Source organism: Marinobacter sp., assembly GCF_034669625.1.
In the GTDB taxonomy this organism is placed as follows: domain Bacteria; phylum Pseudomonadota; class Gammaproteobacteria; order Pseudomonadales; family Oleiphilaceae; genus Marinobacter.
On the sequence record NZ_JAXMOY010000003.1, the window covers coordinates 63,747 to 86,595 of the forward strand.

Genomic DNA, 22,849 nt, shown 5'->3' on the forward strand with positions numbered 1-22,849 from the left:
TTTTAAGGAGCTGGTTATGTTGATCGTCGCTGATGAGAATATTCCGTTACTGGATTCGTTTTTCGGAGATATTGGCGAAATTCGCCGGGTAACTGGCCGGGGGCTGATCCGGAACGAGGTTGAGGACGCGGATATTCTTCTGGTTCGTTCGGTGACCTGGGTGAACCGGGAGCTGCTGGAAGGAACTCGTGTCCGCTTTGTGGGTACAGCAACGATTGGTACCGATCACGTGGATGTGGAGTGGCTAAAGGAGCAGGGGATTGGCTTTTCGGCTGCTCCGGGCTGCAATGCGAGAAGCGTGGCAGAATATGTTCTGGCTGTGATCTCACTGTTTGCTGATCAGCGAGAGCTGGGCGATTGGTCGACGCTGAGTGTTGGTATTGTTGGGGCAGGCAATGTCGGAAGTGAGCTTGCCCGAATGTTGGAGCGCCTAGATTTCGAAGTGAAACTGTGCGATCCCCCGCGGCAGCACGCCGAGCCAGAAAACGCCGAAGCGTTTGTTAGTCTGTCCGAAGCGCTTGCCTGCGATGTGGTTACCTTTCACACGCCTCTGACCCGTACCGGGGATTATCCAACGCATCATATGGTGACTGATCAACAACTTGCGGCGTTGCGCTCTGAGCAGTTGTTGATTAATGCGGGGCGAGGTGAGGTTATTGATGGTTCGGCCCTCATGAGCAGGCTTGAACAGCCTAATGCGCCTACCGTTGTGCTGGATGTCTGGGAGCGCGAGCCGGCTATCGATCCCGAGCTGGTGGAAAAAGTGTGGCTGGCTACGCCGCACATTGCTGGATACAGCCTTGAAGGAAAAATGCAGGGGACCGAAATGGTTTACCAGGCTCTGTGCCGCTTTCTTGGACTGCCAGTACGAAAAAAAGCCGGTCAGTTCTTGCCTGAGCCGGCACTGAGCAATATGTCCTTTACCCGTAATGCCATTGAGGATGAAGCGCTGCGCCTTGCCCTCGGAGCCTGCTATGACCCGAGAAAAGATGACCTTCGGCTGAGGCGGGCGATGAAAGAAGCGGGCGAGAAGCGGGCGGAAGCCTTTGATCGCTTGCGCCGTGATTATCCGGTACGCCGAGAGTGTTCCAGCCTGAGAATTCAGCTAAAAGGCAGCAGTAAATCTCTGCAGGATTGTTTCAGGGCGATGGGTTTTAAGCTCAAGATTTGAATACAATCTCACGTGCAAAAAAGAAGGGGCGCATCTGCGCCCCTTCTTTTTTCGTTCAGTGTCACCTGTCAAAGGGCTGCCTTTTGTAATGCGGCAATCCTGTCCTCCAGTGGAGGGTGTGTCATAAAAAGGGCTGCAAGGCCCGAACGGGAGCCCCGGTTGATCCCGAATGCCTGCAAGGTGTCTGGCATTTGATCCGGCACTTCGCTTTCCTGCTTCAAACGCGCCAAAGCATTAATCATGGCGCCGCGACCCGCCAATTGCGCTCCCGCGATATCGGCCCGAAATTCCCGGCGGCGTGAGAACCAGAACACGATGGTGCTGGCGAGAATGCCCAGAACAATCTCGGCCACGAAGCTGACGATAAAAAAGCCGATGCCGTGACCGTTTTCATTTTTGAAGACAACCCGATCAACAAACGATCCAATCACCCTGGATGCAAAAATTACGAAGGTGTTGACCACACCCTGGATCAAAGACAAGGTCACCATATCCCCGTTTGCCACATGGCCAATCTCGTGGCCCAGGACGGCGCGGATCTCATCTTGGTTGAATCTGTGAAGCAAGCCTTCGCTGACCGCAACTAGCGCGTCGTTTTTGTTCCAGCCGGTGGCAAATGCATTGGATTGAGTAGCTGGGAAAATAGCCACTTCTGGCATGCCTATGCCCGCCTTCTGAGCGAGTTCCTTTACCGTTTCCATTAGCCAGCGTTCGGCGGGTGTGCGGGGGGAGTCAATAACCCTAGCTTTGGTGCTCCACTTTGCCATGGGCTTGGAGATCAGAAGGGAGATAAACGAACCAGCAAAACCAAACACTGCTGCGAAGATTAGTAGAGAGCTGTAATTGATGCCCTGGTGGGCAAGATAGCTGTCTACGCCAAGCAGACGCAGGGTAAAGCTGGCTACCAGAATGACCGCCAGGTTGGTGGCCAGAAACAACAAAATGCGCATAGAGTTTTCCTGTTCAAGAGTATGCCAAACGTCGTTTTCTGTCTGACCGATATATGTGGGCTGGGTTCAGGTCTTCAAGAGTTTGAACGCGATTTAATGAACCGTCTGCAGCTCGCGCTCGAGGAAGAATGTGGATTGGACGATCTGACTTATTTGACTGGAGCTGCCGCTCTTCAGTGCAGTGCGCAGAAGGTGAATGTATGTAGATCTGTCCCGCTCTATTGACGCTGGCAGAGCGGGCTGGGCATTGTCTGAGTCAAACCTGTCAGTCAACGATTGCGGAGCGGGCGCGTTCAGGCGAGTGAACGCGCTGCGTGACAAGACCACCTGATCGAGAGCTTCCTGTCGGATGGTGTCAACGTAACGCAGAAAACCCTCTTCAGCCAGCCAGAGCAGGGCGCCGAAACAGGCCATGTGCCTTTTGCTGTGTAGCCCGAAATCATCCGGTTCGTCGGGCCCGGCTATGTCTTCTACAAATAGATTAATGCGCCGCGGAAATGCGGCGTAAAGCTGGACCAGGGCAATGGCAACGTCCTTATAAAACTCTTCCACATGAATGTCGGCCATGATCGCTCCGATTACTGGCGGTAGTGTTCCAAGAAGTTGCCCAGTCGGCCCATGGCATCGGCCAACGCTTCTTTGCGGGGCAGGAATACCACCCTCAAATGCTGGTGGTCGTCTATGTTGAACGCGGAGCCTTGCACCAACAGAATCTTTTCCTGAAGGAGCAAGTCCAGGACCAGTTTCTCATCGTTGTGTATCGGGAAATGTTTGGGGTCCAGCTTCGGGAACAGATACAGCGCACCCTGAGGCTTCACACAGCTGACGCCAGGGATGTCATTCAGCATGCGCCAAGCGGTGTCCCGCTGCTCGTACAAACGCCCTCCAGGGGCTACCAGATCGTTGATGGACTGGTAGCCACCCAAAGCGGTTTGAATGGCAAGCTGCGCCGGCACGTTTGCACACAGGCGCATATTGGAAAGCATTTCTATGCCTTCGATCAGGTCTTTGGCCCGATGTTTGGCACCACTGATGATCATCCAGCCGGCCCGATAGCCAGCGGCACGGTAGTTTTTAGACAAGCCGTTGTAGGTGAAGAACAGAACGTCGTCGGCTAATGAGGCGGTGGACGTGTGCACGGTTCCATCGAAAAGAATCTTGTCGTAGATCTCGTCGGAGAGCACGATCAGATTGTGCTTTCTGGCCAACTCTATTACTTGGTGTAAGAGCTCGACTGAGTAGACGGCGCCGGTCGGGTTGTTAGGGTTGATCAGAACAATCGCTTTGGTTCGCGGTGTGATCTTCTTTTTAATGTCGTCGATGTCCGGGAACCAGTTCTGTTGTTCATCGCAGCGGTAATGCACGGGTTTGCCGCTTGATAGGGTGACAGCGGCAGTCCATAACGGATAGTCCGGGGCAGGGATAAGTACCTCGTCACCGGTATTAAGCAAAGCCTGCATGGACATAACGATCAACTCGCTGACCCCATTGCCCAGATAAATGTCGTCAATGTCGACCTTGGCAATGCCTCGCTGCTGGCAATAATGCATCACCGCTTTACGGGCAGAGAACAGGCCTTTCGACTCCACATAACCCTGCGCTTGCGGCATGTTGTAAATGACGTCTTGCTGAATTTCTTCTGGTACATCCAGTTCAAACGCCGCAGGATTTCCGATGTTCAGTTTGAGTACTCGGTGCCCCTCTTCTTCCAGCCTGCGCGCCTCCCGCAGAACCACGCCACGAATTTCGTAACAGACATTGTCGAGTTTGGCGGATTTGGAGAAGTTATGCATGGCGTGCAGAGGTCCTTAACAAACGGTCTGGAAGAGTTATCCGAAATAACACAAGCCAACTATTCTAGCGGAGTGAGGGGCTAGGGTAACAGGGGCAAATGTGTTCAATTGTGGCGAATTGCCGAGAGTTTGCGACTGAAGGCTGAAGTCGACGCCGGCAAGCGTGGTTTCAGTCGTCACTGAGAATGTGGTTTTTTACAATTATATTGTGCACAATGTATTTTTGGTCGCGTAACTGTTTAGGAGCGAAAGATATGGCGAATGAATCCATTTATGATTTCAGTGCCAAGGATGTGAAAGGCAACGACGTTGCGATGGCGGACTATAAAGGCAAAGTGCTTTTGATCGTTAATACTGCATCCAAATGCGGTTTTACGCCGCAATTTGAAGGGCTTCAGGCGCTACACAGTGATCTGGGCTCCAAGGGGTTAGAGGTGTTGGGCTTCCCTTGCAACCAGTTTATGAATCAAGACCCGGGTAGCGATGAGTCTATTACCGAATTTTGTTCGCTGAATTATGGTGTGGATTTTCCGATGTTCGCGAAAATTGAAGTCAATGGTGGTGGCGCGCACCCGCTCTATCGTTTCCTGAAAAAAGAAGCGAAAGGTTTGATGGGCAGTGAGAAAGTGAAATGGAATTTTACGAAGTTTCTGGTCGATAAAAACGGTCAGGTGGTGCGTCGCTATGCTCCCACGGTGAAACCTGCGGACATCCGGAATGACATCGAAAAGTTGCTCTGATACCCCGTCAGCCGATCAACTGATGGCGCTGGATAATCAGCTGTGTTTTGCGCTCTATGCCGCGAATAGGGCGGTTACCGCGCGTTACCGCCCGTTGCTAAAAGAATTGAATCTCACCTATCCTCAGTATTTGGTGATGCTGGTGCTTTGGCAGCAGGATCAGAGTGTCCAGTCGCCTAAAGTATCGGAGCTCGGACAGCGTTTGCGGCTTGATTCAGGCACTTTGACGCCGCTGTTGAAAAGGCTGGAAGAGCGTGCCTTGGTAAACCGCACTCGAGGGACTGACGATGAGCGTGTGGTGAGAGTTTGTCTGACACACTCGGGGCGCCTTTTGCGCGCTAAGGCTGTGTCTGTGCCGGAACGCTTAATGTGCGGGGTTGATGTTGAACCGGCACGGATAGCCTCATTGCGTGGAGAGCTCAGGAATCTTCTTGAGATTCTGGAGCGGGTGGAGCCCAGCGAACAATAGCGGCTTTAAGTTCTCCGCGATTGTAGGGCTTGATAATGTAGTCATCCATGCCGGAGGCAAAGCATTCTTCTTTGTCTCCCTGCATTACGTTGGCAGTCACTGCAATTATCGGCAGGCTTTTCCAGCGAGGGTTGCGCCGGATCGCGCGGGTGGCTTCGTAGCCGTTCATCACCGGCATTTGGCAATCCATGAGAACCAGGTCGTAATTCTCGCGGCGGAGCGCGGCGAGGGCTTCTTGGCCGTTTTCCGCATTATCAACCTTATGCCCCAGTCGCCGCAGAATTGCGCTCGCTACGAGCTGGTTTACATGGTTGTCTTCCACCAGAAGAATCTTTATCGACGGCATCGGCTCAGAAGACGCTCGTTCGGCAGGCAAAATTTCCTGAATCGGTTCATCATGAATCGGCAAAGGCAGGGTGACCGTAAAGTGGGTGCCTTTTCCGGGTGTGGACTTCACCTCGATTCTGCCGTTCATTCGGTCGACTAACTGTCTGCATAGCGTCAAGCCCAGACCGGTGCCGCCATAGAGGCGTGTTGTATCCGAGTCCGCTTGTGAGAACGGTGAAAAAATCTTGTGCAGGCCTTCCTGTGACATCCCGATACCAGTGTCGCTGACTTCGATTCGAAGCGTCCCTGATAAATAGCTGGCCTTAACGCTCACTTTACCTCGATCCGTGAACTTGATGGCGTTGCTCAGCAAGTTGTTGAGCACTTGCCGGGTTCGGGTTGGATCGCCCAGAAAGTGTTTCGGCAGATCACCATCTATTTCGCCGACCAGCGCAATGTGTTTTCTCCGGGCCTGCTGGGCATGGAGGGTCGTGCATTCGTTAATTAAATCTCGCGCGGAAAAGGGGATGATTTCCAGACTTAGCTTGCCCGCTTCGACTTTCGATATATCAAGAATATCATTCAGAAGGCTTAGCAGGTTTTCACCTGCTTTTGACGCAATTTCTATGCGGCTTTTTTGTCTGGGATCGCTTTCGTCTTCGACTGCGAGCCCAAGCATCCCGAGCATTCCGTTCAGTGGTGTGCGTATTTCATGGCTCATGCTGGCCAGAAAGTTTGCCCGTGCACGAGCCCTTCTCACGGCATCTTCTTTCGCTCTAACCAGTGCTCGGTTACCCCGTTGAAGGGCCGTGTTCTTTTCCGAAATTTCTCGCGTTCGTTCTTCGACTTCATGCTCTAGTTGAATCGAATGGTTCTTCATGGCGCGTTCCGCGGAGCGGAGCTTTGCAACGCTGACTTCCATGTTTTGAAGGTGTTCGTTGATGATCCCGACCATCGCCCCTATCTCGTCATTTTCATGATTCTCAGGGATAGGGAGGCGTACTTTCTCCGGAGAACTGTCGTTGGCCTGCCCTAAGGCTCTGATTAGACCCATCATAGGACGGGTCAATACAACATAGAAAATGGCCAGAAGCGCCAACGTTAAAACCAGACTTTTTAGCAAACCAATCACGAGCGTGTTGCCTGCACGTTTTAGAAACTGTAGGCCGTAATGATAGGTATCGATGGTCAGAACCAAGCGACCAAGCGAGAGATTTCTGAGCGGGGTCACATGCAGGGGCTCGGAAAAAGTGCGGTTTTGCCCAAATAACGTATCGCTGATCCACCGGTAGGGGGAGGTGGCGCTAGATGTGCTTGAGGCGGCCATGGTTTTATGGTCGCTATCAATGATTCGGGCGTCGATAGTGGCGGGGTGCAGCAATAAACCGTCCAGCAATTCTTCGGCAAGGCGCACATCGATGTTGTAGGCGATCTGTGAGGCAGGACTGCGGCTGATTTCGAGTAGCGCGCGGACTTCCTGGTCCATCGCCTCTTGCGCGGTAAAATAGTCCAATGTTATTTGGATTAGGTTCAGCAGCAGCCCTAATGTCATGGCCACCAAAACGGTATCTCGGGTTAGGCGATACGAAAGCCGTTGCTTGAGCCTGTTAAACACGGTGGGAGGGGTTCCTTATCTAGCGCGCTAGGCTTCGGGTTAATCGTCGAAGTCTTTCCGTTTTTTCCAGGAATCTTCATCCTGCAACATGTGGTCCCATTCTTGATCGAGTTTGGTGCCGTGCTCAGCGTTGGCGCCATCGTCGCGCAAGCTTGCCTCGAGTTCTTTTATGCGTGTTCTGAAACTCTTTACCGCTTTGAGTGCCAGTGGATGGTCCTTCGATTTGACCATTTCCATACTGGCCGAGTGGTACGCGTGAATGGCTTTACGAATTTCATTCTGGCGGATGTGATCCCGAGCTTGAAATACGTGCAGGTCGGCGTGGCTCTTGTGGATCAAAAACAGGACATACTTTAGGTTTTGTTTGGCGGTGGCCGAATCCAGCCGCCCACTTTTATGCATGCTTTCGATCAGCTTGAAGAGGTTATTCAAGCTGTCTTTAACCTGTTCGGATTTTTCAGGTGAATCGATTTTTGTCGGTGGGTAATTATCTGTTTTATCAACTGCTTGTTGTCGAATTTGTTTGATGGTGTTGAGCCATTCTACAATCGGCTTGTCGGACTTCAGGGCGATTAGATTTTTGCAAGCATCTTCCATTTGTTTAAGCAGTATGAGCTTCAGCTCGGTATTCAGATATTGGCCGGGAATTTCGGTTAGCAGTCGGGAAGCTCGGTTGTAGCTGTCCTGTTGACCCCGAATTTTGCGCATGCGCTCAATACGAGCCTTCTCTCGCATTTGGCTAACCACGATGATCACCAGAGAGATGGCAACAATGGTCGCAAGTATGACTACGATAGTGGTCGCTTCCATGTTTTGGGTGTGGCTCCAAATGAAGTATGGCGGCAGCGGGTAGCGCTTGGGAGGCGCCATTGAATTTTGCGTTATAACAGACTGAAAGACTAGCAGAAATCTTTTGATTCGTCCGCTCGACGATGGTGCTGGTGTACGATGTATAGATTTAATGAATTCTGATAACGCGGTATATTATTTGAGTGAATAATTGTTGTTTCAGCGTTCTGATTTCCTGACCTCAAGGTGTCGTTGATGGATATTTCCCGTGTTGATCTCAATTTGCTGGTTTACCTCGATGTGTTGCTGAGGGAGCGGAATGTGACCAAGGCAGCCAATCATTTGGGGATCACCCAACCGGCTATGAGCAATGGTTTGCGGCGGCTTCGAAATCTGTTTGGTGATCCGATTCTGGTGCGTACCAGTGAAGGGATGACGGCCACCGAACGCGCACAAGAGTTGCAGCCATTGGTGCGGTCGATTCTTTCAAACATCGAACAAGCTGTTCAGGAGAAAACACCATTCGCTGCGGAGAATAGTCAGCGGGTGTTCCGGATCATGGCAAGTGACTACGCTGAATCTTGTCTCATGCCTCGGGTGTTGCGACGAATTCGACAGGAAGCGCCGCACGTCACTTTGGATGTGCTCACCCCGAGTGATGTGAGCTTTTTAGATGTAGAGCAAGGTCGGCTGGACATGGCGATTAACCGGTTTGACAAGATTCCGCAGTCGTTCCACCAGAAAACCCTCTGGACGGAGTATTTTGCCTGCCTGATGAATGCGCATAACCCGGTTTTGGTTGAGCCCTTCACCTTGGATACCTATTTGGATGCCAGCCATATCTGGGTGAGTAAAACAGGCTTTGGTGTGGGGGTAGGGGTGAACCCAAAGGATGTGCAACGCTTGGGCTGGGTAGACGAAGCTCTTGGGTTGATGGGGCGTAAACGACAGATCTCGGTGTTCACACGGCACTATCAGGTGGCCATGTTGTTGGCCGAGCAGCACGATTTGATTGCCACTTTGCCTTCACGGGCGGCCTGGTTGCAGAAGGATAACTCGAACTTGATCGTGAAAGTCCCACCTTTTGAAATTCCGCCCTTTGAGCTAAAAATGGCCTGGAGTCCTTTGCTTCAGCACAACTCTGATCACCAGTGGTTGCGGAAACTGATTGCGGAAGTGGCCGAAGAGGTGGATGAAGAGTTTGCCCCCTTCGGGGCTCAGTTCGAATCCCCGCAGGCGATGGGTTCAGATCGTTAGCTCCCGCACTTCCCGCGAGGGTTGGGCTGTGTCCCACATACGCTGAAACGTCTCTTCTTTGTACTTCAGTCGACGGCCGGCCGTAAAGTTGGCGAACCCTTCAGCCTGATTGAAATTGTGTCGGCACAGCAGGCCGTCACGATCCGCTATAACGAAAGGGTGAACTTCGAGCGGGTAGTCGTCGTTGACCAGTCTGAGCTGTATTCGGCTGGGTATGCGGCGCATCAGTTCGATCAGGCTATGGCGTTTTTTTGCCAAGGGCTTGTCATCATGAATCAGAATCCTTACGTCGCTCATATGGTGCTTGCGGGCGACGGAGGATATCAGTTCGCGCAGCTGATGACGGTCATAGCGATCATGATCCAGTGTACGGTCATAAATCCACAGGCGCTGTCTTGCCTGACCTGTCAGGGAGTCCATTAGGCCTCCCAGCTCGCTTTCCTGATTGAACAACCAGCTGTCGGTGTCTGAGCCGAGGACTAGAGGGTTTGCTCTCTTGTCCGCAGCCTGGTGGAGCAGGGTGGGGGCCAGGCAGCGCATATCCAGATGGGGAATGCCTGCGTCGTCATAGAGCGACGAGCACGCATGAAAGCCGCAACGCAGATAAAACCCGGTTGCGTGTTGCTGGGCGGAAAGCCGCAATTCCTGATAGCGGCCAGCAGACTCTTTCAACAGATGACGTATCAGCGCTTCGCCCACACCTTTTCCCCGAAATTCAGGCAGAACCGCCATGCGGCCGATGTAACCGGTTTCCTCGAGGGCTGAAAACAGGCGGGCGGTAGCCATAGGCCGGTTGTTCTGGTCGACTGCTAAATAGTGATCGGCGATTTCATCGGTGGCATCCCACTCCAGTTCTGGCGGGACGTTTTGTTCATCGATAAACACCTTCTGGCGGATCTCGCGAATGGAGCGCGGGGCTAGCTGCCAACTGTACTTTCGAAATCTCGGGGTCATTGTTTACTCGAAGTAGACGGAGCCTTGGTTGTAAAGTCTGGTCAGCAATCCTAGCAGGGCGTCATCGTTGGCATGGATGGCAAGCTTCGCCGGATCGATCCGGGCGTTGGCACACAGCAAAGGTGCCATCGGTTGCGCATCCCCTTTCAGCAGGTACTGTTCACCATCAACGAACAGGGCCGTTTCGCCCTCTAGTTCGTGGTAGGCAAAACGAGAACCTTCGTTCCAGCGCAGTTGCTCGCCAGCTCCAATGGCGGCAGCCAAGTCTTCAGCCGTTGCAGGTTCCTCTGCGGGCACGACGATGTCGAGGCTTTTCGGCGCGGTCGTGTATTGCCCAAACCAGAGGGCTAATTTGCGCCGGTCACTGATCTGTTCGCGAATCACTTGGTCTAAGCGGTCAATCACTTCCGGTGCAATGGTGCCGGGATTATCCTGAACTTTCAGGTCAGGATCGCCCAGATGCTCGGCGGCTTTTTCCTGATTGCACAGGAAGTCGGTGAAGCCCGTCAGTAAGTCATCGATCGTTGGTGCACGGAAGCCGATTGACAAGGTAATGCAGTCATCTTTGGCAACGCCATGGTGGCCGACTCCGGGTGGCAGGTATAGCATGTCACCTGGCGCCAGTGTTACGGTTTCTTCGCCGTCCCAGCTACTGAGGATTCGCAGCGGAGTGCCTTCAACTCTCGGAGACGTGTGGTCGCAGTGACCGCCAAAGGTCCAGCGTCTGTGGCCTTCGGCCTGAAGCAGGAACACATCGTATTGATCGTAGTGAGGTCCCACGCTGCCGCCCTTGGGGGCATAGCTGGCCATGATGTCGTCCAGCCGCCAATTGGGGACGAAGCGGAACGCTTCTAGCAGATCGGATATCTCAGGAACCCAGTGATCCAGGCCCTGAACCAACAGCGTCCAGTCCTGCTCGGGCAAGGTGCTGAATTGCTCCGGGGAGAATGGGCCGTTGTGCAACTGCCAGGGTTTGCCGGCATCGTTTTCGATGACGATGCGGGATTCTACCGTTTCTTCACAGGCCAGTCCGGCCAGTTCGTCAGGACTGACCGGGCACTGGAAACCGGGGAAGGCCTGACGGATGACAAGGGGCTTTTTCTGCCAGTAGTCACGCAGAAATTCAGAGGCTGTCAGTCCGCCAAGCATGTCCATGGTACTGCTCCAGATTTAAATGTTGCCGGCTTGTTCGACGGCGTTACCAATATAGGTTTCCGGTGTCAGGGCGCGCAGCTCTGCTTTGGCTTCTTCCGGAATTTCCAGTGTTTCTACGAAATTCTGGATCACTTCCGCCGACATGGTTTTGCCGCGGGTCAGATCCTTGAGCTTTTCGTAGGGTTTTTCGATGTTGTAACGACGCATCACGGTCTGAATGGGTTCAGCCAAAACTTCCCAAGCGCTGTTGAGGTCTTCGCCCAAACGAAGCGGGTTGATTTCGAGTTTGCCCAGACCTTTCAGTGTGGCTTCGTAAGCAATCAGGCTGTGAGCAAAGCCAACGCCGAGATTACGGAGCACCGTAGAGTCGGTCAGGTCACGCTGCCAGCGGGAAATCGGCAACTTGGCAGACAAGTGACTAAAGATGGCGTTTGCGATGCCGAGGTTGCCTTCGGAGTTTTCGAAGTCGATCGGGTTGACCTTATGGGGCATGGTGGAGGAACCGATCTCGCCGGCCACGGTTTTCTGCTTGAAGTAACCCAGAGAGATGTAACCCCAGATGTCACGATCCATATCGATCAGAATGGTGTTGAAGCGCGCGATGGCATCGTACAGTTCCGCGATGTAATCGTGCGGTTCGATCTGGGTAGTGTACGGGTTCCAATCGAGGCCAAGGCGTTCAATGAATTCTTTGGCGTTCGTAGCCCAGTCTACCTGCGGGTAGGCTGAAAGATGCGCGTTGTAGTTACCAACGGCACCGTTGATCTTGCCCATCAGTTCCACAGCTTTGATTTGCTTAAGCTGGCGGCGCAATCGATAAACCACGTTGGCCAACTCTTTGCCGACAGTGGTGGGGGACGCTGTCTGGCCGTGAGTACGTGACAGCATAGGCTGCTCTGCGTGCTCTTTGGAGAGCTCGGCCAGTTTGTCTACCACTTTCTCCATACCCGGCAGCAAACCGTGGTCCAAGCCTTCGCGCAGCATCAAGGCGTGAGACAGGTTGTTGATGTCCTCCGAGGTGCAAGCGAAATGGACGAACTCGGTCACTGCGTGCAGCTCGGGAACCTCGGCAATTTTTTCTTTAATGAGGTACTCAACCGCTTTTACGTCGTGGTTGGTGGTGCGTTCGATTTCTTTGATGCGTTCGGCGTCTGCGAGGCTGAATTCGCTGACCATTTTATCCAGAAAGGCATTGGCTTCGGCCGAAAAGGCGGGCACTTCGGTAATGGCCGGGTGCTCAGCCAGCTTTTGCAGCCAACGGATCTCGACGGTTACCCGGTTACGGATCAGGCCGTATTCACTGAAGATGCTGCGAAATACGCTGACTTTGCTGCCGTAGCGTCCATCGACCGGGGATATGGCGGTCAGGGCGTTGAGTTCCATCGAAAACCTCTCAGTTCATCAAAGAATCGGATAATAAAATTAGGGGATCTATGATACACCAGCCCGCGTTGCGAATCAGCGCAACAACTCGCGGGCGTGGTTGATCACTTTTTTACGGGCAAAAATCAGTTGCCAGCGGCGGCCGCCGCATTGTCTCCAGAGCACCGCGGAACGAATGCCTGCAAGGAGCAAGGCACGGACTTTCGCGGCGTTTTCATCCTGCTGCAGGACTTGCGGGTTCCCACTGACCTGGATGCGCAATCGGAAGGTGCTGATGGTGTCGGTATAGATCGAGGCCAGGTTGCTGATCAGATTGCTATGGTTGTAACCAAAGTGGCTAGCCGTGTGGCGGGCTTGCTCGATGCGATTGCTGATCACGTTAAGTATGTCTGGGCTACTGTTTAGCTTGGATTCCAGTTGAACCAGATTCAGCACATAGCGAAGTGTCTCGACATCCTGAGAGCGGCTTTGTTGGGCAAGGGATGTTGAAAGTGCGTTCAGGCCTTCTTGAATATCGGATAACTCGCCGCCATACACGTCGAGTGTTGAAGCGGGGTCGGTCGCGAAGAGAGAGCGGATCGAGGTTTCCAGGCTTTCCGCGTCGCACGTTCCTTTATGAGCCACTTGCTGTACCAAAGAAGCGGCCTGGAACAGTCCCGCCAGAGCCAGAGTCTGATCGTGCAGGGTACGGCTCATGAACGTGCCTCGGCAGTTGTATCTTGATTCAAGCGGGCAGGCAAAGCTTCATGGTCGCGCCAGGTTTCTTCGATGACGCCGCCACCCAGGCAAACGTCGTCGATGTAGAACACCACAGATTGGCCCGGTGTTACTGCGCGTTGAGCATCGGTGAACGCTACTTTTACGCCGCCGTCGATGACCGTGACCTCGCAGTCCTGATCCGGCTGGCGATAGCGTGTTTTGGCTTTGCAGCGGAACTGCCCGGCAGGTGGTTCGCCGGCAATCCAGTCAATCGGGCCCGACACCAGGCCGCGAGAAAACAGCAGCGGGTGATGCTTGCCCTGTACCGCAATCAATACGTTCCGGCTCAAGTCTTTCTCTGCCACATACCAGGGCTCATCCCCGTATTTTGCCAGGCCGCCGATCCCCAAGCCCTGTCGCTGGCCAATGGTGTGGTACATCAAGCCTTGGTGTTTGCCGATCACTTCGCCATCCGGAGTTTCAATGTTGCCGGGTTGTGCGGGCAGGTATTGCTTCAGGAAGTCGGTGAACTTGCGCTCGCCGATGAAGCAGATGCCGGTGGAGTCTTTTTTATCGTGGGTGATAAAACCTTGTGCTTCCGCAATGCGGCGAACTTCCGGTTTTTCCAGTTCACCCACCGGGAACAACGTGCGGGCAATGCGATCACCTGAGACCGCGTGCAGGAAGTAGCTTTGATCTTTATTCGCGTCCAGCCCTTTGAGCAGTTCGGCTTTGTCGCTGCCATCGTTCAGTGGGCGCTGGCGGGTATAGTGCCCCGTTGCAATGTAATCCGCGCCAAGGGTGACGGCATAGTCGAGAAAGGCCCGGAACTTGACTTCTTTGTTGCACAAAATGTCGGGGTTAGGGGTACGGCCAGCACTGTATTCGGACAAAAAGTGCTCGAACACTCGATCCCAGTACTCGGCGGCGAAACTGGCAGTGTGTAGTTTGATGCCCATGGCATCGGCTACCGCTTGCGCGTCAGCAAGATCGGTCATGGCGGTGCAGTATTCCGTGCCGTCGTCTTCGTCCCAGTTCTTCATGAACAGGCCTTCCACTTGGTAGCCCTGGTCTTTTAGCAGCCAAGCGGCAACCGAAGAGTCTACACCGCCGGACATGCCGACGATGACGCGCGTGTTTTCTGGGGCTTTGGAATCAGGATTTGGAGTCATGAGCCTACTGGTGACCGGTTAGAAAGCGGCGATTTTAGCACCTTGTGACGGTTACGTCTGTCCGTCGATGACGACTTCAAGGGGGAATTGGCGACCGTTTCGGTAATCCTCGATGCACTGCAGCACCAGAGGACTGCGTAATTTACTTCCGAGATTTCGAATTTCCTCCAGAGTTAGCCAGTGTGGAGCGATAATGCCGTTGTCCAGTTCGTTTGTGACTTTTTGAACTGGTTTGGCTGCGTAGCAGAAACGGTGGTAAGTCACGCCATTGGAGGGGGCTTTATAGGTGTATATGCCCAGAAAAAAAGTGGGTTCAACTTTCCACCCCGTTTCTTCCAGTGTTTCCCTGCAAGCGGCATCGAGGATCAGTTCGCCTTCTTCAATGTGCCCGGCGGGTTGGTTGAAGACAACCTGACCGTGGCTGACTTCTTCGACCAGCAAGAAGCGGCCCTGATTATCTTCGGCGATAACGGCTACCGTAGCGTGAGGTTTCCAGGTCATTTTGGTGCAGATCTCCTGTGGGGGCGACGCGCCTTACTTGGACGAGGGTGGGGCCGGCGAGTCGGTTTCGTGTTGGCTGTTGGAGCATCAGGAAGATGCACTTGCTCAATTCGAAACTCTCCTGGCTGCAGCTTGTCGAGTGTCCAGTCGCCAATTTGGTAACGTATCAGCCTCAATGTAGGGTAGCCAACCGCTGCTGTCATTCTACGAACCTGTCGGTTGCGACCTTCGCTAATGGTCAGTTCGATCCAGCTGGTGGGGACGGTTTCCCGGTATCGCACGGGCGGGATTCTGGGCCAAAGGCTTGGCGGTTCAATTCTCTGCGCCTTTGCAGGACGGGTAGGGCCGTCTTTTAAATCGACGCCCTTCGAGAGTTGGCTGATAGCTTGATTAGGAATGTCGCCTTCCACCTGCACCCAGTAAGTTTTGGGCATTTTATTCTGCGGGGACGCAATGCGGTGCTGTAACGGCCCGTGATTGGTCAGCAGTAGAAGCCCTTCGGAGTCGTAGTCGAGTCGACCGGCGGGGTAAAAATCGGGTTTCTTGATCCACTCTGCCAGAGTTGGCCGAGGATTGTTGGCCCGCTCGTCAGTAAATTGGCTGAGAACCTGAAAAGGTTTGTTAAACAGGATGATGTCCGCCATTCACAGATTCCTGTCAGTTGCGGGTGGGCCAAGCTGACAAGCGTACTGGAATGGGCGCAATGAAAAAAGTATGTGGCCATAGCTCCCACCGGCTAAGCCCGTCAGGGAAGCCGTTGGGTGTTAGCCAGAATCGGCAATCAGGCGTTGGCAGCTCTGGGTGGGTACCCGTCGCGATTGGCGTCAGCTTGAACATCGTGCTGCGCAGGCGGCGCCCTCTCTTCAGGGGCGGCATCCGGCACGATGTTCACTGCATGTACGCCTTTATCGCTCGGCTTCTTGTCGAACGTAACCGCCTGGCCAGCTTTCAGGGTCTTGTAGCCTTCGATCTGAATGGAAGAGAAGTGCGCGAACAGATCGTCGCTGCAGCCATCTTCAATGATGAAGCCGTATCCCTTGGCGTTGTTAAACCACTTAACCTTGCCCCTCGGCATGATGAACTCCCCCGTTCCTTTGTTGTCAGTCTTATTATTGGAGCGTTTTTCTGTTGTCAGCAGCACTGACTCATTATCGGTCGGGTTGTGACCCGGCTTTCCTTTGATACATTTTCGCTGCAAACGGTTACATTAAATTACATACCATGTTAACTGTCGACCAATCACGTTTCTGAGTCAAGGATCACAGGTGATTGAATAAGTGTTTCATCAGGGTATGGAATCGGTATTATGTTCACAGGAATATATAACCCGGGCTTGAACGGGCGCCTGCCTTGAAAATGTCTAGCCGGGTAACCACATTAAGTTAGCCATCCGAATAATCGGTAAATAGAACCATGCGGACAATTGAGAATTCTCTACTAATATTTAATCAGGGGGAGGACGACCAACCCGGGCGTCAAGATGGGGTGAGTGTTGCGCCCGAAAAACCGGCCCTAAAGCGTCCCGCCCGTTTTAGGGTGCTGCTCCTGAACGATGATTACACCCCCATGGATTTTGTGGTGGAAGTGTTGATGACGTTCTTCGGTATGAACGAAGAGAAGGCGACGCAGGTGATGCTGCTCGTCCATACGCAAGGAAAGGCCGTATGTGGGGTATATACCCGCGACATCGCAGAAACGAAGGCAGCGCAGGTGAATCAGTATTCTTCAGAATGCGAACACCCGTTGCTTTGCGAGATAGAACGCGCGGACTGACAGACCTAGGGGTAGCCCATGCTGAGCAAAGATCTTGAACTTACGCTGAATACAGCCTTCAAAAATGCCCGTGACAAGCGCCATGAATTCATGACCGTGGAGCATTTGATGCTGGCTCTTCTGGATAATGAATCGGCAGTGGGAGTGCTGAAAGCTTGTGGTGCAGACCTCAAACAGCTTGAGGATGAATTGATTGAGTTTGTGGATTCCACAACACCTCTGATTCCGTCCACCGACGGCGACCGGGAAACCCAGCCTACACTTGGCTTCCAGCGAGTGCTGCAGCGGGCTGTGTTCCATGTGCAGTCTTCGGGTAAAAAAGAGGTGACTGGTGCGAACGTACTGGTTGCGATTTTCAGTGAGCAGGAAAGTCAGGCGGTTTATGTTCTCAAGAAACAGAACATTGCCCGCATCGACGTGGTGAACTTTGTCTCTCATGGCATCTCGCGTGTGCAGGGTGCTGAGGATCAGGACGGTGCGGATCATGCCTCCGAAGAAGAAGTAGGCGAAGAAAGTGGTCATGCACGCCCTTTGGAAAATTACGCCGCAAACCTGAACGAACAAGCCCGTGCAGGGCGCATTGACCCCTTGATCGGCCGAGAAGTTGAGGTCGAGCGGGTGGTGCAGATTTTGGCTCGTCGCCGGAAAAACAATCCGCTGCTGGTCGGTGAGGCTGGCGTGGGTAAAACGGCGATTGCTGAAGGTTTGGCCCGTCGAATTGTTGACGGAGAAGTGCCAGATATTATTTCCGACGCCGTGGTTTACTCCCTGGATATGGGGGCGTTGCTGGCGGGGACAAAATATCGGGGTGATTTCGAAAAACGCCTGAAAGGTCTTCTCAGTGATTTGAAAAAGCAAGAGCATGCGATTCTTTTCATTGATGAAATTCACACCATAATTGGTGCGGGGTCGGCATCCGGTGGAGTTATGGATGCCTCCAATCTGCTCAAGCCAATGCTCAGTTCCGGTGAGTTGCGCTGCATTGGTTCAACCACTTATCAGGAGTTCCGTGGCATCTTCGAGAAAGACAGTGCGTTGGCGCGTCGTTTTCAGAAGATCGATGTCAATGAGCCCAGTGTTGAGGATACTTACCAGATTCTCAAAGGCCTCAAGCCAAGCTTTGAGAGGCACCATGACCTGACGTATACCGATCAGGCGCTTCGGGTTGCAGCCGAGTTGGCGGACCGTTACATCACTGACCGGCATATGCCGGATAAAGCCATTGATGTGATCGATGAAGCCGGTGCGCGTCAGCGTTTGCAGCCGGAGGACAAGCGCAAGAAATCGGTCGAAGTTGTCGACATCGAGGATGTGGTGGCCAGCATTGCGCGCATTCCGCCGAAGAATGTCTCCACCAGCGACAAAGATCTTCTGCGCAATCTTGAGCGCAACCTGAAAATGGTGGTGTTCGGGCAGGATCCTGCTATCGAATCCTTGTCGACCGCTATCAAGCTGGCTCGTGCAGGCTTGAAGGCACCAGAGAAGCCTGAAGGTGCTTTCCTGTTTGCTGGCCCAACGGGTGTTGGTAAAACTGAGGTGACCAAACAGTTGGCCAAGGTTCTGGGTATCGAGCTGGTCCGCTTTGATATGTCTGAATACATGGAGCGTCACACGGTGTCTCGCTTGATTGGCGCGCCTCCGGGTTATGTTGGTTATGACCAGGGCGGTCTGCTGACAGAAGCCGTGAACAAGCACCCGCACTGTGTTTTGTTGCTGGATGAGATCGAGAAGGCGCACCCGGAAGTGTTCAACCTGCTGCTACAGGTTATGGACCACGGTACGCTTACGGATAACAACGGACGGAAGGCTGACTTCCGGCATGTAATTTTGGTCATGACCACCAACGCCGGTGCCGAGAATATGGCCCGTCGTTCGATTGGTTTCAGTGAGCAGGATCACAGTACCGACGGCATGGAGGTGATCAGCAAAACCTTTACGCCTGAGTTCCGTAACCGTCTGGATGGCATTATTCAGTTCGGCGATCTGCAAAAAGCGACCATCACCCATGTTGTGGACAAGTTCCTGACCGAGTTGCAGGCACAGCTGGATGAGAAGCATGTGGTCTTGCATGTGGATGAAGCTGCTAAATCCTGGTTAGCGGAGAAAGGCTACGATGTCACCATGGGCGCAAGGCCAATGGCACGTTTGATTCAGGACAAGATCAAGCGTCCGCTGGCCGAGCAGATTCTGTTTGGGAAGTTGTCGGAGAAGGGCGGGGATGTGTTTATCCAGCTTGAGAACGACGAGCTTGTTTTTGAATACGAAGACGAACCGGCAGAAGCAATCTGAAGCAACAAAAAAGCCCCGCACTAGCGGGGCTTTTTAGATGTCACTGGAGCATTAACGGGCGCGGTAAACGATGCGGCCTTTGCTCAGGTCATAGGGAGTCAGCTCTACCTTGACCTTGTCGCCAGTCAGAATGCGGATGTAGTTCTTACGCATCTTTCCTGAGATGTGTGCGGTCACAACGTGGCCGTTCGACAGCTCAACGCGGAACATAGTGTTGGGAAGCGTGTCTAGAATAACGCCTTCCATTTCAATGACATCTGATTTCGCCATTCAGTAAAAACCTCGTTCGGAATACTTTCGGTGATTTTAAATTGCGCAATTCTGCCTGAATTCTTGCCGTTTGGCAAAAAATCAGGTGTTTATCATTTCATGCCACTGACCATCCTTTAATGCCTCGATGGGCTTGTAACGGGTTTTGTAGCTCATTTTGTTGCAGTCTTTAATCCAATAGCCCAGGTAAAGGTGGGGTAGTTTCCTTGCTTGGGCCTCCTTGATTTGCCAGAGCACTGCAAATGTGCCGAGGCTCCGGTGTTCGTATTCCGGTGCAAAAACCGTGTAAATGGCAGACAGGCCATCGTCGAGTATATCGATGGCGGCCAGTCCGATCAGTTCATTGTTCAGGGTGATTTCCAGAAACCAGGAGTCCGTAGAGCCTTCGACCAAAAACGATGTGAACTGTTCTCGTGTGGGTGGATACATGTCGCCATCCTGGTGGCGCTCTTCGATGTAATGCGCATACAGGCGGTAATAGCGTTCGTTGTAGGCGGCCGGGACGAGCCTGCATTCAAGGTCAGTGTTTTTCTTGAGTACTCTACGTTGGCTGCGGTCCGGCTGGAAATTGTTGACCTTCAGGCGAACAGGAACGCAGGCAGAGCATAGTTCACAGTGGGGGCGGTAATAGTGTGAACCACTGCGACGAAAGCCAAGCGCGGTCAATTGACTGTAGAGCTTCTTGTCGATTTCTGCCCGAGGATCAACAAACATGGTGGTAGCTTCACGGTCTGGGAGGTAGCTGCAATCGTGGGCGGGAGTTGCAAAGAAAACGAGCGTTTGGAGATTACTCATGCATTTCTCCTAGCTAGGCCACTGCCAAGTGAAAGTCCACTCTGATTGTGTCGCTTTTTTGTCTATGCATGACTTGAGTATAGATAAGAATTCAGCGCGGGAAACCGTTTGAGCGCCCATGGACAGCAGGTGGCTGCTCTCGACCTGGCAATCCATGATTTCATAGCCCCATGCCTGCAGTTGGTGGGCAAGGTGGACCATGAGCACTTTTGAGGCATTAGTTTCGAGTGAGAACATGGATTCCCCGAAAAAACACCGCCCTATAGCAACACCGTACATTCCACCGGCAAGCTCGCCGTCCTGATTCCACACTTCGATGGAGTGAGCAACGCCCATGCGATGAAGTTGGCTGTAGGCCTCGATCATCTCATCGGTGATCCAGGTGCCTTCGGCCCGAATGGATGCGCAAAGCCGGATGATTCGGCTAAAGCACTGGTCTGCGGTTACCCGGAAGCGTCGCTGATTGAGGGTACGCCGAAGACTGCGAGAGACGTGAATGTTTTCGGGGATCAAAACGCATCTCGGATCAGGCGACCACCACAGAATGGGCTGGTCATCGCTGTACCAAGGGAAGATACCGTTCCGGTAGGCGAGCAGGAGCCTGTCCGTGGACAGGTCTCCGCCAACTGCCAGTAGGCCATCCGGGTCGACTAGCGCTTCTTCAGCGGGAGGGAACCAGAGTTCGTCTGGTTCGATCCATGGTAAAGACGTCATATTGACGAGTTCGCCTTAGTCCTGCTGGTCCAAAAATTTCTCTGCGTCCAGAGCTGCCATGCAACCGAAGCCTGCAGACGTGACCGCCTGACGGTAAACATGGTCTGCCACATCGCCCGCAGCAAAAACGCCGGGAATGCTGGTTTGGGTGGCCATCCCTTCCAATCCGGATTTGATTTTCAGGTAGCCGTTTTCCATATCCAGCTGACCGGAGAACAGATCGGTATTTGGCTTGTGACCGATGGCAATGAACACACCTGCCAGATCCAGATCCTGTGTGCTGCTGTCTTCTGTGCTTTTGATACGCATGCCGGTAACGCCGGTACCATCGCCAAGCACTTCATCAAGAGTGTGGTTCCAGACAATGTTCACATTGCCATTTTCGGCTTTTTCGAACAGTTTGTCCTGAAGGATTTTTTCCGAGCGCAGTTTGTCGCGGCGGTGTACCAGAGTCACCTCATCCGCGATATTGGACAGATACAGTGCTTCTTCAACCGCCGTATTACCGCCGCCAATGACCGCAACTTTCTGCTTCCGGTAGAAGAAACCGTCGCAGGTTGCACAGGCCGAGACACCTTGGCCTTTGAATTTTTCTTCGGACTCAAGGCCCAGGTACATAGCCGAGGCGCCGGTGGCGATGATCAGGGCATCGCAGGTGTATTCGCCGCTGTCGCCTTTCAGGCGGAAAGGGCGATTTTGGAGATCGGCTTCGTTAATGGTGTCGTAAACAATGGATGTTTCGAAACGCTCGGCATGCTTCTGCATGCGTTGCATCAGTTCCGGGCCCTGTACACCGTCGTTGTCGCCCGGCCAGTTGTCGACGTCGGTGGTGGTGGTAAGCTGCCCGCCCACTTCGATGCCGGTAATCAGTGTTGGGTTCAGGTTAGCGCGGGCTGCGTAAACTGCAGCGGTATAGCCGGCCGGGCCGGAGCCAAGAATGATCAGGCGGGAGTGTTGGGTTGTGCTCATCGAAATCTCGCTAATGGTTTGGTCTGAATAGGGCTCATGGGGAGAGCCCAATGTTCGAATCGTGCTAAAAGGCTAACATGAATTTGATTGGCTGCCATTTGTTTCCAGATATACCGTTCATTGAAACTGGCTATGCAGGCGGTGGTGGATCTTAAAGAACCGATACCGTGCTCAGAAGTTGGCGCACCCGTTCATGGCTCTTGCCGGTTTCCCCTTGCTCGAGGCGGTGTTCGGCCACTGAAGGGAAGACAGCTTGAAGATCGTCCGGCAGTACATGATCGCGCCCTGCCATTAACGCCCAAGCTTTGGCTGCGCGTAATAATCCGAGTCCGGCTCGGGGCGATAGTCCGTACATCACCCCCGGCATTCGGCGGCTTTGTTCCAGCAGCCGCTGTAGATAATCGAGCAGGGCAGGGCTGGCGGAAATGTTATCTACGGCCGCTTGCGCCTGCTCAAGCTCTGACTGAGGCAGAATCGCCTCAAGGCGCGCCGTCAACGCTCTTCTGTCCTCGCCTTCCAACAGTTCTCGCTCGGCCTTTGGGTCTGGGTAGCCCAGTTTCAAGCGCATCAGAAAGCGGTCGAGTTGCGACTCCGGTAGAGGGAAGGTGCCGCCCTGTTCGATCGGGTTTTGAGTGGCGATGACAAAAAACGGAGAAGGTAAGGGGCGAGTTTCACCTTCGATGGAAACCTGCCGCTCTTCCATGGCTTCCAGCAGCGCGCTTTGGGTGCGCGGTGATGCTCGGTTTATTTCATCGGCCAGCACGACCTGCGCGAAAATTGGCCCTGGGTGAAATACCAGGTTGTTGGCCTGCTTGTCGTACATGGAGTAACCCAATACATCGGCAGGTAGCAGATCGTTGGTGAACTGGATACGTTGATAGCTGAGACCCATTATGCTGGCCAAGGCATGTGATAAGGTTGTTTTTCCCATGCCAGGGATGTCTTCGATCAGCAAGTGACCTCGAGCAAGCAGCCCACATAAAGCAAGGCGCACTTGAGGCTCTTTCCCCAGCAATATGGTGTTGAGTGCGGCAACAACCGTGTCCAGCTTTTGCTTCATACCC

General features: G+C 53.3%; 24 protein-coding genes. 6 read left to right on the forward strand and 18 right to left on the reverse strand.

The annotated features are described in order from the left end of the window. Positions 1-16: 16 nt before the first annotated feature. The gene (gene pdxB, locus VOI14_RS03625; protein WP_323750670.1) at positions 17-1,171 is read left to right on the forward strand and encodes a 4-phosphoerythronate dehydrogenase PdxB; all 1,155 of its coding nucleotides are present in this window, start codon (positions 17-19) and stop codon (positions 1,169-1,171) included. A 68-nt stretch (positions 1,172-1,239) separates the two neighbouring features. On the opposite strand, the gene htpX is transcribed toward pdxB, so the two are convergent. The 3 genes from htpX to VOI14_RS03640 all read right to left on the reverse strand — a co-directional run bounded on the left by htpX (position 1,240) and on the right by VOI14_RS03640 (position 3,914). Further along, positions 1,240-2,121, reverse strand: a complete 882-nt coding sequence (gene htpX / locus VOI14_RS03630; protein ID WP_323750671.1) for a protease HtpX — start codon at positions 2,119-2,121, stop codon at positions 1,240-1,242. Positions 2,122-2,214: 93 nt separating this feature from the next. After that, positions 2,215-2,688: a hypothetical protein gene (locus VOI14_RS03635; protein WP_323750672.1), complete on the reverse strand. Its 474-nt coding sequence runs from the start codon at positions 2,686-2,688 to the stop codon at positions 2,215-2,217. 11 nt (positions 2,689-2,699) lie between these two features. After that, positions 2,700-3,914, reverse strand: a complete 1,215-nt coding sequence (locus VOI14_RS03640; RefSeq protein ID WP_323750673.1) for a pyridoxal phosphate-dependent aminotransferase — start codon at positions 3,912-3,914, stop codon at positions 2,700-2,702. 254 nt (positions 3,915-4,168) lie between these two features. Between VOI14_RS03640 and VOI14_RS03645 the strand changes: the two genes are divergently transcribed. Both VOI14_RS03645 and VOI14_RS03650 read left to right on the forward strand, forming a co-directional pair. Beyond that, positions 4,169-4,654: a glutathione peroxidase gene (locus VOI14_RS03645; protein WP_323750674.1), complete on the forward strand. Its 486-nt coding sequence runs from the start codon at positions 4,169-4,171 to the stop codon at positions 4,652-4,654. Further along, positions 4,632-5,123: a MarR family transcriptional regulator gene (locus VOI14_RS03650; RefSeq protein ID WP_323750675.1), complete on the forward strand. Its 492-nt coding sequence runs from the start codon at positions 4,632-4,634 to the stop codon at positions 5,121-5,123. Before VOI14_RS03645 ends, VOI14_RS03650 begins: the two co-directional genes overlap by 23 nt. Here VOI14_RS03650 and VOI14_RS03655 read toward each other — a convergent pair. Together VOI14_RS03655 and VOI14_RS03660 are read right to left on the reverse strand one after the other, a co-directional pair. Next, positions 5,074-7,065 carry an ATP-binding protein gene (locus VOI14_RS03655; protein ID WP_323750676.1) on the reverse strand — a complete coding sequence of 664 codons (1,992 nt, stop codon included), beginning with the start codon at positions 7,063-7,065 and terminating at the stop codon, positions 5,074-5,076. The two genes, VOI14_RS03650 and VOI14_RS03655, sit on opposite strands and share 50 nt — an antisense overlap. Before the next feature lie 39 nt (positions 7,066-7,104). Further along, a complete protein-coding gene (locus VOI14_RS03660) occupies positions 7,105-7,875 on the reverse strand; it encodes a hypothetical protein (RefSeq protein ID WP_323750852.1) in 771 nt (256 codons plus the stop codon). Between the two features lie 234 nt (positions 7,876-8,109). On the opposite strand from VOI14_RS03660, the gene VOI14_RS03665 reads away from it, so the two are divergent. Then, a complete protein-coding gene (locus VOI14_RS03665) occupies positions 8,110-9,111 on the forward strand; it encodes a LysR family transcriptional regulator (RefSeq protein WP_323750677.1) in 1,002 nt (333 codons plus the stop codon). Here VOI14_RS03665 and VOI14_RS03670 read toward each other — a convergent pair. The 8 genes from VOI14_RS03670 to VOI14_RS03705 form a co-directional block, all read right to left on the reverse strand. Continuing rightward, positions 9,100-10,065, reverse strand: coding sequence for a GNAT family N-acetyltransferase (locus tag VOI14_RS03670; protein WP_323750678.1), 966 nt, complete (start codon positions 10,063-10,065; stop codon positions 9,100-9,102). The two genes, VOI14_RS03665 and VOI14_RS03670, sit on opposite strands and share 12 nt — an antisense overlap. A 3-nt stretch (positions 10,066-10,068) precedes the next feature. After that, complete coding sequence (locus VOI14_RS03675) at positions 10,069-11,220, reverse strand: cupin domain-containing protein (RefSeq protein WP_323750679.1); 1,152 nt, start codon at positions 11,218-11,220, stop codon at positions 10,069-10,071. 15 nt (positions 11,221-11,235) lie between these two features. Continuing rightward, the gene (purB, locus tag VOI14_RS03680) at positions 11,236-12,603 is read right to left on the reverse strand and encodes an adenylosuccinate lyase (protein ID WP_323750680.1); all 1,368 of its coding nucleotides are present in this window, start codon (positions 12,601-12,603) and stop codon (positions 11,236-11,238) included. A 75-nt stretch (positions 12,604-12,678) separates the two neighbouring features. Further along, positions 12,679-13,299 carry a high frequency lysogenization protein HflD gene (gene hflD / locus VOI14_RS03685; RefSeq protein ID WP_323750681.1) on the reverse strand — a complete coding sequence of 207 codons (621 nt, stop codon included), beginning with the start codon at positions 13,297-13,299 and terminating at the stop codon, positions 12,679-12,681. Then, positions 13,296-14,474, reverse strand: coding sequence for a tRNA 2-thiouridine(34) synthase MnmA (mnmA, locus tag VOI14_RS03690; protein ID WP_323750682.1), 1,179 nt, complete (start codon positions 14,472-14,474; stop codon positions 13,296-13,298). The genes hflD and mnmA overlap by 4 nt, the downstream gene beginning before the upstream one ends. A gap of 51 nt (positions 14,475-14,525) precedes the next feature. After that, on the reverse strand, positions 14,526-14,975 hold the full coding sequence (locus tag VOI14_RS03695; RefSeq protein ID WP_323750683.1) for an NUDIX hydrolase: 450 nt from the start codon (positions 14,973-14,975) through the stop codon (positions 14,526-14,528). Next, complete coding sequence (locus VOI14_RS03700) at positions 14,972-15,619, reverse strand: pseudouridine synthase (RefSeq protein ID WP_323750684.1); 648 nt, start codon at positions 15,617-15,619, stop codon at positions 14,972-14,974. Before VOI14_RS03700 ends, VOI14_RS03695 begins: the two co-directional genes overlap by 4 nt. Before the next feature lie 137 nt (positions 15,620-15,756). Next, positions 15,757-16,050 carry a cold shock domain-containing protein gene (locus VOI14_RS03705; RefSeq protein ID WP_323750685.1) on the reverse strand — a complete coding sequence of 98 codons (294 nt, stop codon included), beginning with the start codon at positions 16,048-16,050 and terminating at the stop codon, positions 15,757-15,759. A gap of 338 nt (positions 16,051-16,388) precedes the next feature. On the opposite strand from VOI14_RS03705, the gene clpS reads away from it, so the two are divergent. Together clpS and clpA are read left to right on the forward strand one after the other, a co-directional pair. Next, a complete protein-coding gene (clpS, locus tag VOI14_RS03710) occupies positions 16,389-16,748 on the forward strand; it encodes an ATP-dependent Clp protease adapter ClpS (RefSeq protein WP_114333516.1) in 360 nt (119 codons plus the stop codon). An 18-nt stretch (positions 16,749-16,766) separates the two neighbouring features. Next, positions 16,767-19,037, forward strand: coding sequence for an ATP-dependent Clp protease ATP-binding subunit ClpA (gene clpA / locus VOI14_RS03715; RefSeq protein WP_323750686.1), 2,271 nt, complete (start codon positions 16,767-16,769; stop codon positions 19,035-19,037). Between the two features lie 51 nt (positions 19,038-19,088). Here the strand turns inward: clpA and infA are convergent, their stop codons facing one another. The 5 genes from infA to VOI14_RS03740 form a co-directional block, all read right to left on the reverse strand. Next, a complete protein-coding gene (infA, locus tag VOI14_RS03720; RefSeq protein WP_044386042.1) occupies positions 19,089-19,307 on the reverse strand; it encodes a translation initiation factor IF-1 in 219 nt (72 codons plus the stop codon). A gap of 81 nt (positions 19,308-19,388) precedes the next feature. Next, the gene (locus VOI14_RS03725) at positions 19,389-20,102 is read right to left on the reverse strand and encodes an arginyltransferase (RefSeq protein ID WP_323750687.1); all 714 of its coding nucleotides are present in this window, start codon (positions 20,100-20,102) and stop codon (positions 19,389-19,391) included. Positions 20,103-20,111: 9 nt separating this feature from the next. Continuing rightward, positions 20,112-20,816, reverse strand: coding sequence for a leucyl/phenylalanyl-tRNA--protein transferase (aat, locus tag VOI14_RS03730; RefSeq protein WP_323750688.1), 705 nt, complete (start codon positions 20,814-20,816; stop codon positions 20,112-20,114). A gap of 15 nt (positions 20,817-20,831) precedes the next feature. Beyond that, positions 20,832-21,785, reverse strand: a complete 954-nt coding sequence (trxB, locus tag VOI14_RS03735) for a thioredoxin-disulfide reductase (RefSeq protein ID WP_323750689.1) — start codon at positions 21,783-21,785, stop codon at positions 20,832-20,834. 151 nt (positions 21,786-21,936) lie between these two features. Continuing rightward, positions 21,937-22,845: a MoxR family ATPase gene (locus VOI14_RS03740; RefSeq protein WP_323750690.1), complete on the reverse strand. Its 909-nt coding sequence runs from the start codon at positions 22,843-22,845 to the stop codon at positions 21,937-21,939. Positions 22,846-22,849: the final 4 nt, after the last annotated feature.

Coding starts and splice junctions, on each gene's coding strand:
- pdxB (WP_323750670.1), top strand. CDS start 17: ATGTTGATCGTCGCTGATGAGAATATTCCGTTACTGGATTCGTTTTTC.
- htpX (WP_323750671.1), bottom strand. CDS start 2,121: ATGCGCATTTTGTTGTTTCTGGCCACCAACCTGGCGGTCATTCTGGTA.
- VOI14_RS03635 (WP_323750672.1), bottom strand. CDS start 2,688: ATGGCCGACATTCATGTGGAAGAGTTTTATAAGGACGTTGCCATTGCC.
- VOI14_RS03640 (WP_323750673.1), bottom strand. CDS start 3,914: ATGCATAACTTCTCCAAATCCGCCAAACTCGACAATGTCTGTTACGAA.
- VOI14_RS03645 (WP_323750674.1), top strand. CDS start 4,169: ATGGCGAATGAATCCATTTATGATTTCAGTGCCAAGGATGTGAAAGGC.
- VOI14_RS03650 (WP_323750675.1), top strand. CDS start 4,632: ATGACATCGAAAAGTTGCTCTGATACCCCGTCAGCCGATCAACTGATG.
- VOI14_RS03660 (WP_323750852.1), bottom strand. CDS start 7,875: ATGGAAGCGACCACTATCGTAGTCATACTTGCGACCATTGTTGCCATC.
- VOI14_RS03665 (WP_323750677.1), top strand. CDS start 8,110: ATGGATATTTCCCGTGTTGATCTCAATTTGCTGGTTTACCTCGATGTG.
- VOI14_RS03670 (WP_323750678.1), bottom strand. CDS start 10,065: ATGACCCCGAGATTTCGAAAGTACAGTTGGCAGCTAGCCCCGCGCTCC.
- VOI14_RS03675 (WP_323750679.1), bottom strand. CDS start 11,220: ATGGACATGCTTGGCGGACTGACAGCCTCTGAATTTCTGCGTGACTAC.
- purB (WP_323750680.1), bottom strand. CDS start 12,603: ATGGAACTCAACGCCCTGACCGCCATATCCCCGGTCGATGGACGCTAC.
- hflD (WP_323750681.1), bottom strand. CDS start 13,299: ATGAGCCGTACCCTGCACGATCAGACTCTGGCTCTGGCGGGACTGTTC.
- mnmA (WP_323750682.1), bottom strand. CDS start 14,474: ATGACTCCAAATCCTGATTCCAAAGCCCCAGAAAACACGCGCGTCATC.
- VOI14_RS03695 (WP_323750683.1), bottom strand. CDS start 14,975: ATGACCTGGAAACCTCACGCTACGGTAGCCGTTATCGCCGAAGATAAT.
- VOI14_RS03700 (WP_323750684.1), bottom strand. CDS start 15,619: ATGGCGGACATCATCCTGTTTAACAAACCTTTTCAGGTTCTCAGCCAA.
- VOI14_RS03705 (WP_323750685.1), bottom strand. CDS start 16,050: ATGCCGAGGGGCAAGGTTAAGTGGTTTAACAACGCCAAGGGATACGGC.
- clpS (WP_114333516.1), top strand. CDS start 16,389: ATGCGGACAATTGAGAATTCTCTACTAATATTTAATCAGGGGGAGGAC.
- clpA (WP_323750686.1), top strand. CDS start 16,767: ATGCTGAGCAAAGATCTTGAACTTACGCTGAATACAGCCTTCAAAAAT.
- infA (WP_044386042.1), bottom strand. CDS start 19,307: ATGGCGAAATCAGATGTCATTGAAATGGAAGGCGTTATTCTAGACACG.
- VOI14_RS03725 (WP_323750687.1), bottom strand. CDS start 20,102: ATGAGTAATCTCCAAACGCTCGTTTTCTTTGCAACTCCCGCCCACGAT.
- aat (WP_323750688.1), bottom strand. CDS start 20,816: ATGACGTCTTTACCATGGATCGAACCAGACGAACTCTGGTTCCCTCCC.
- trxB (WP_323750689.1), bottom strand. CDS start 21,785: ATGAGCACAACCCAACACTCCCGCCTGATCATTCTTGGCTCCGGCCCG.
- VOI14_RS03740 (WP_323750690.1), bottom strand. CDS start 22,845: ATGAAGCAAAAGCTGGACACGGTTGTTGCCGCACTCAACACCATATTG.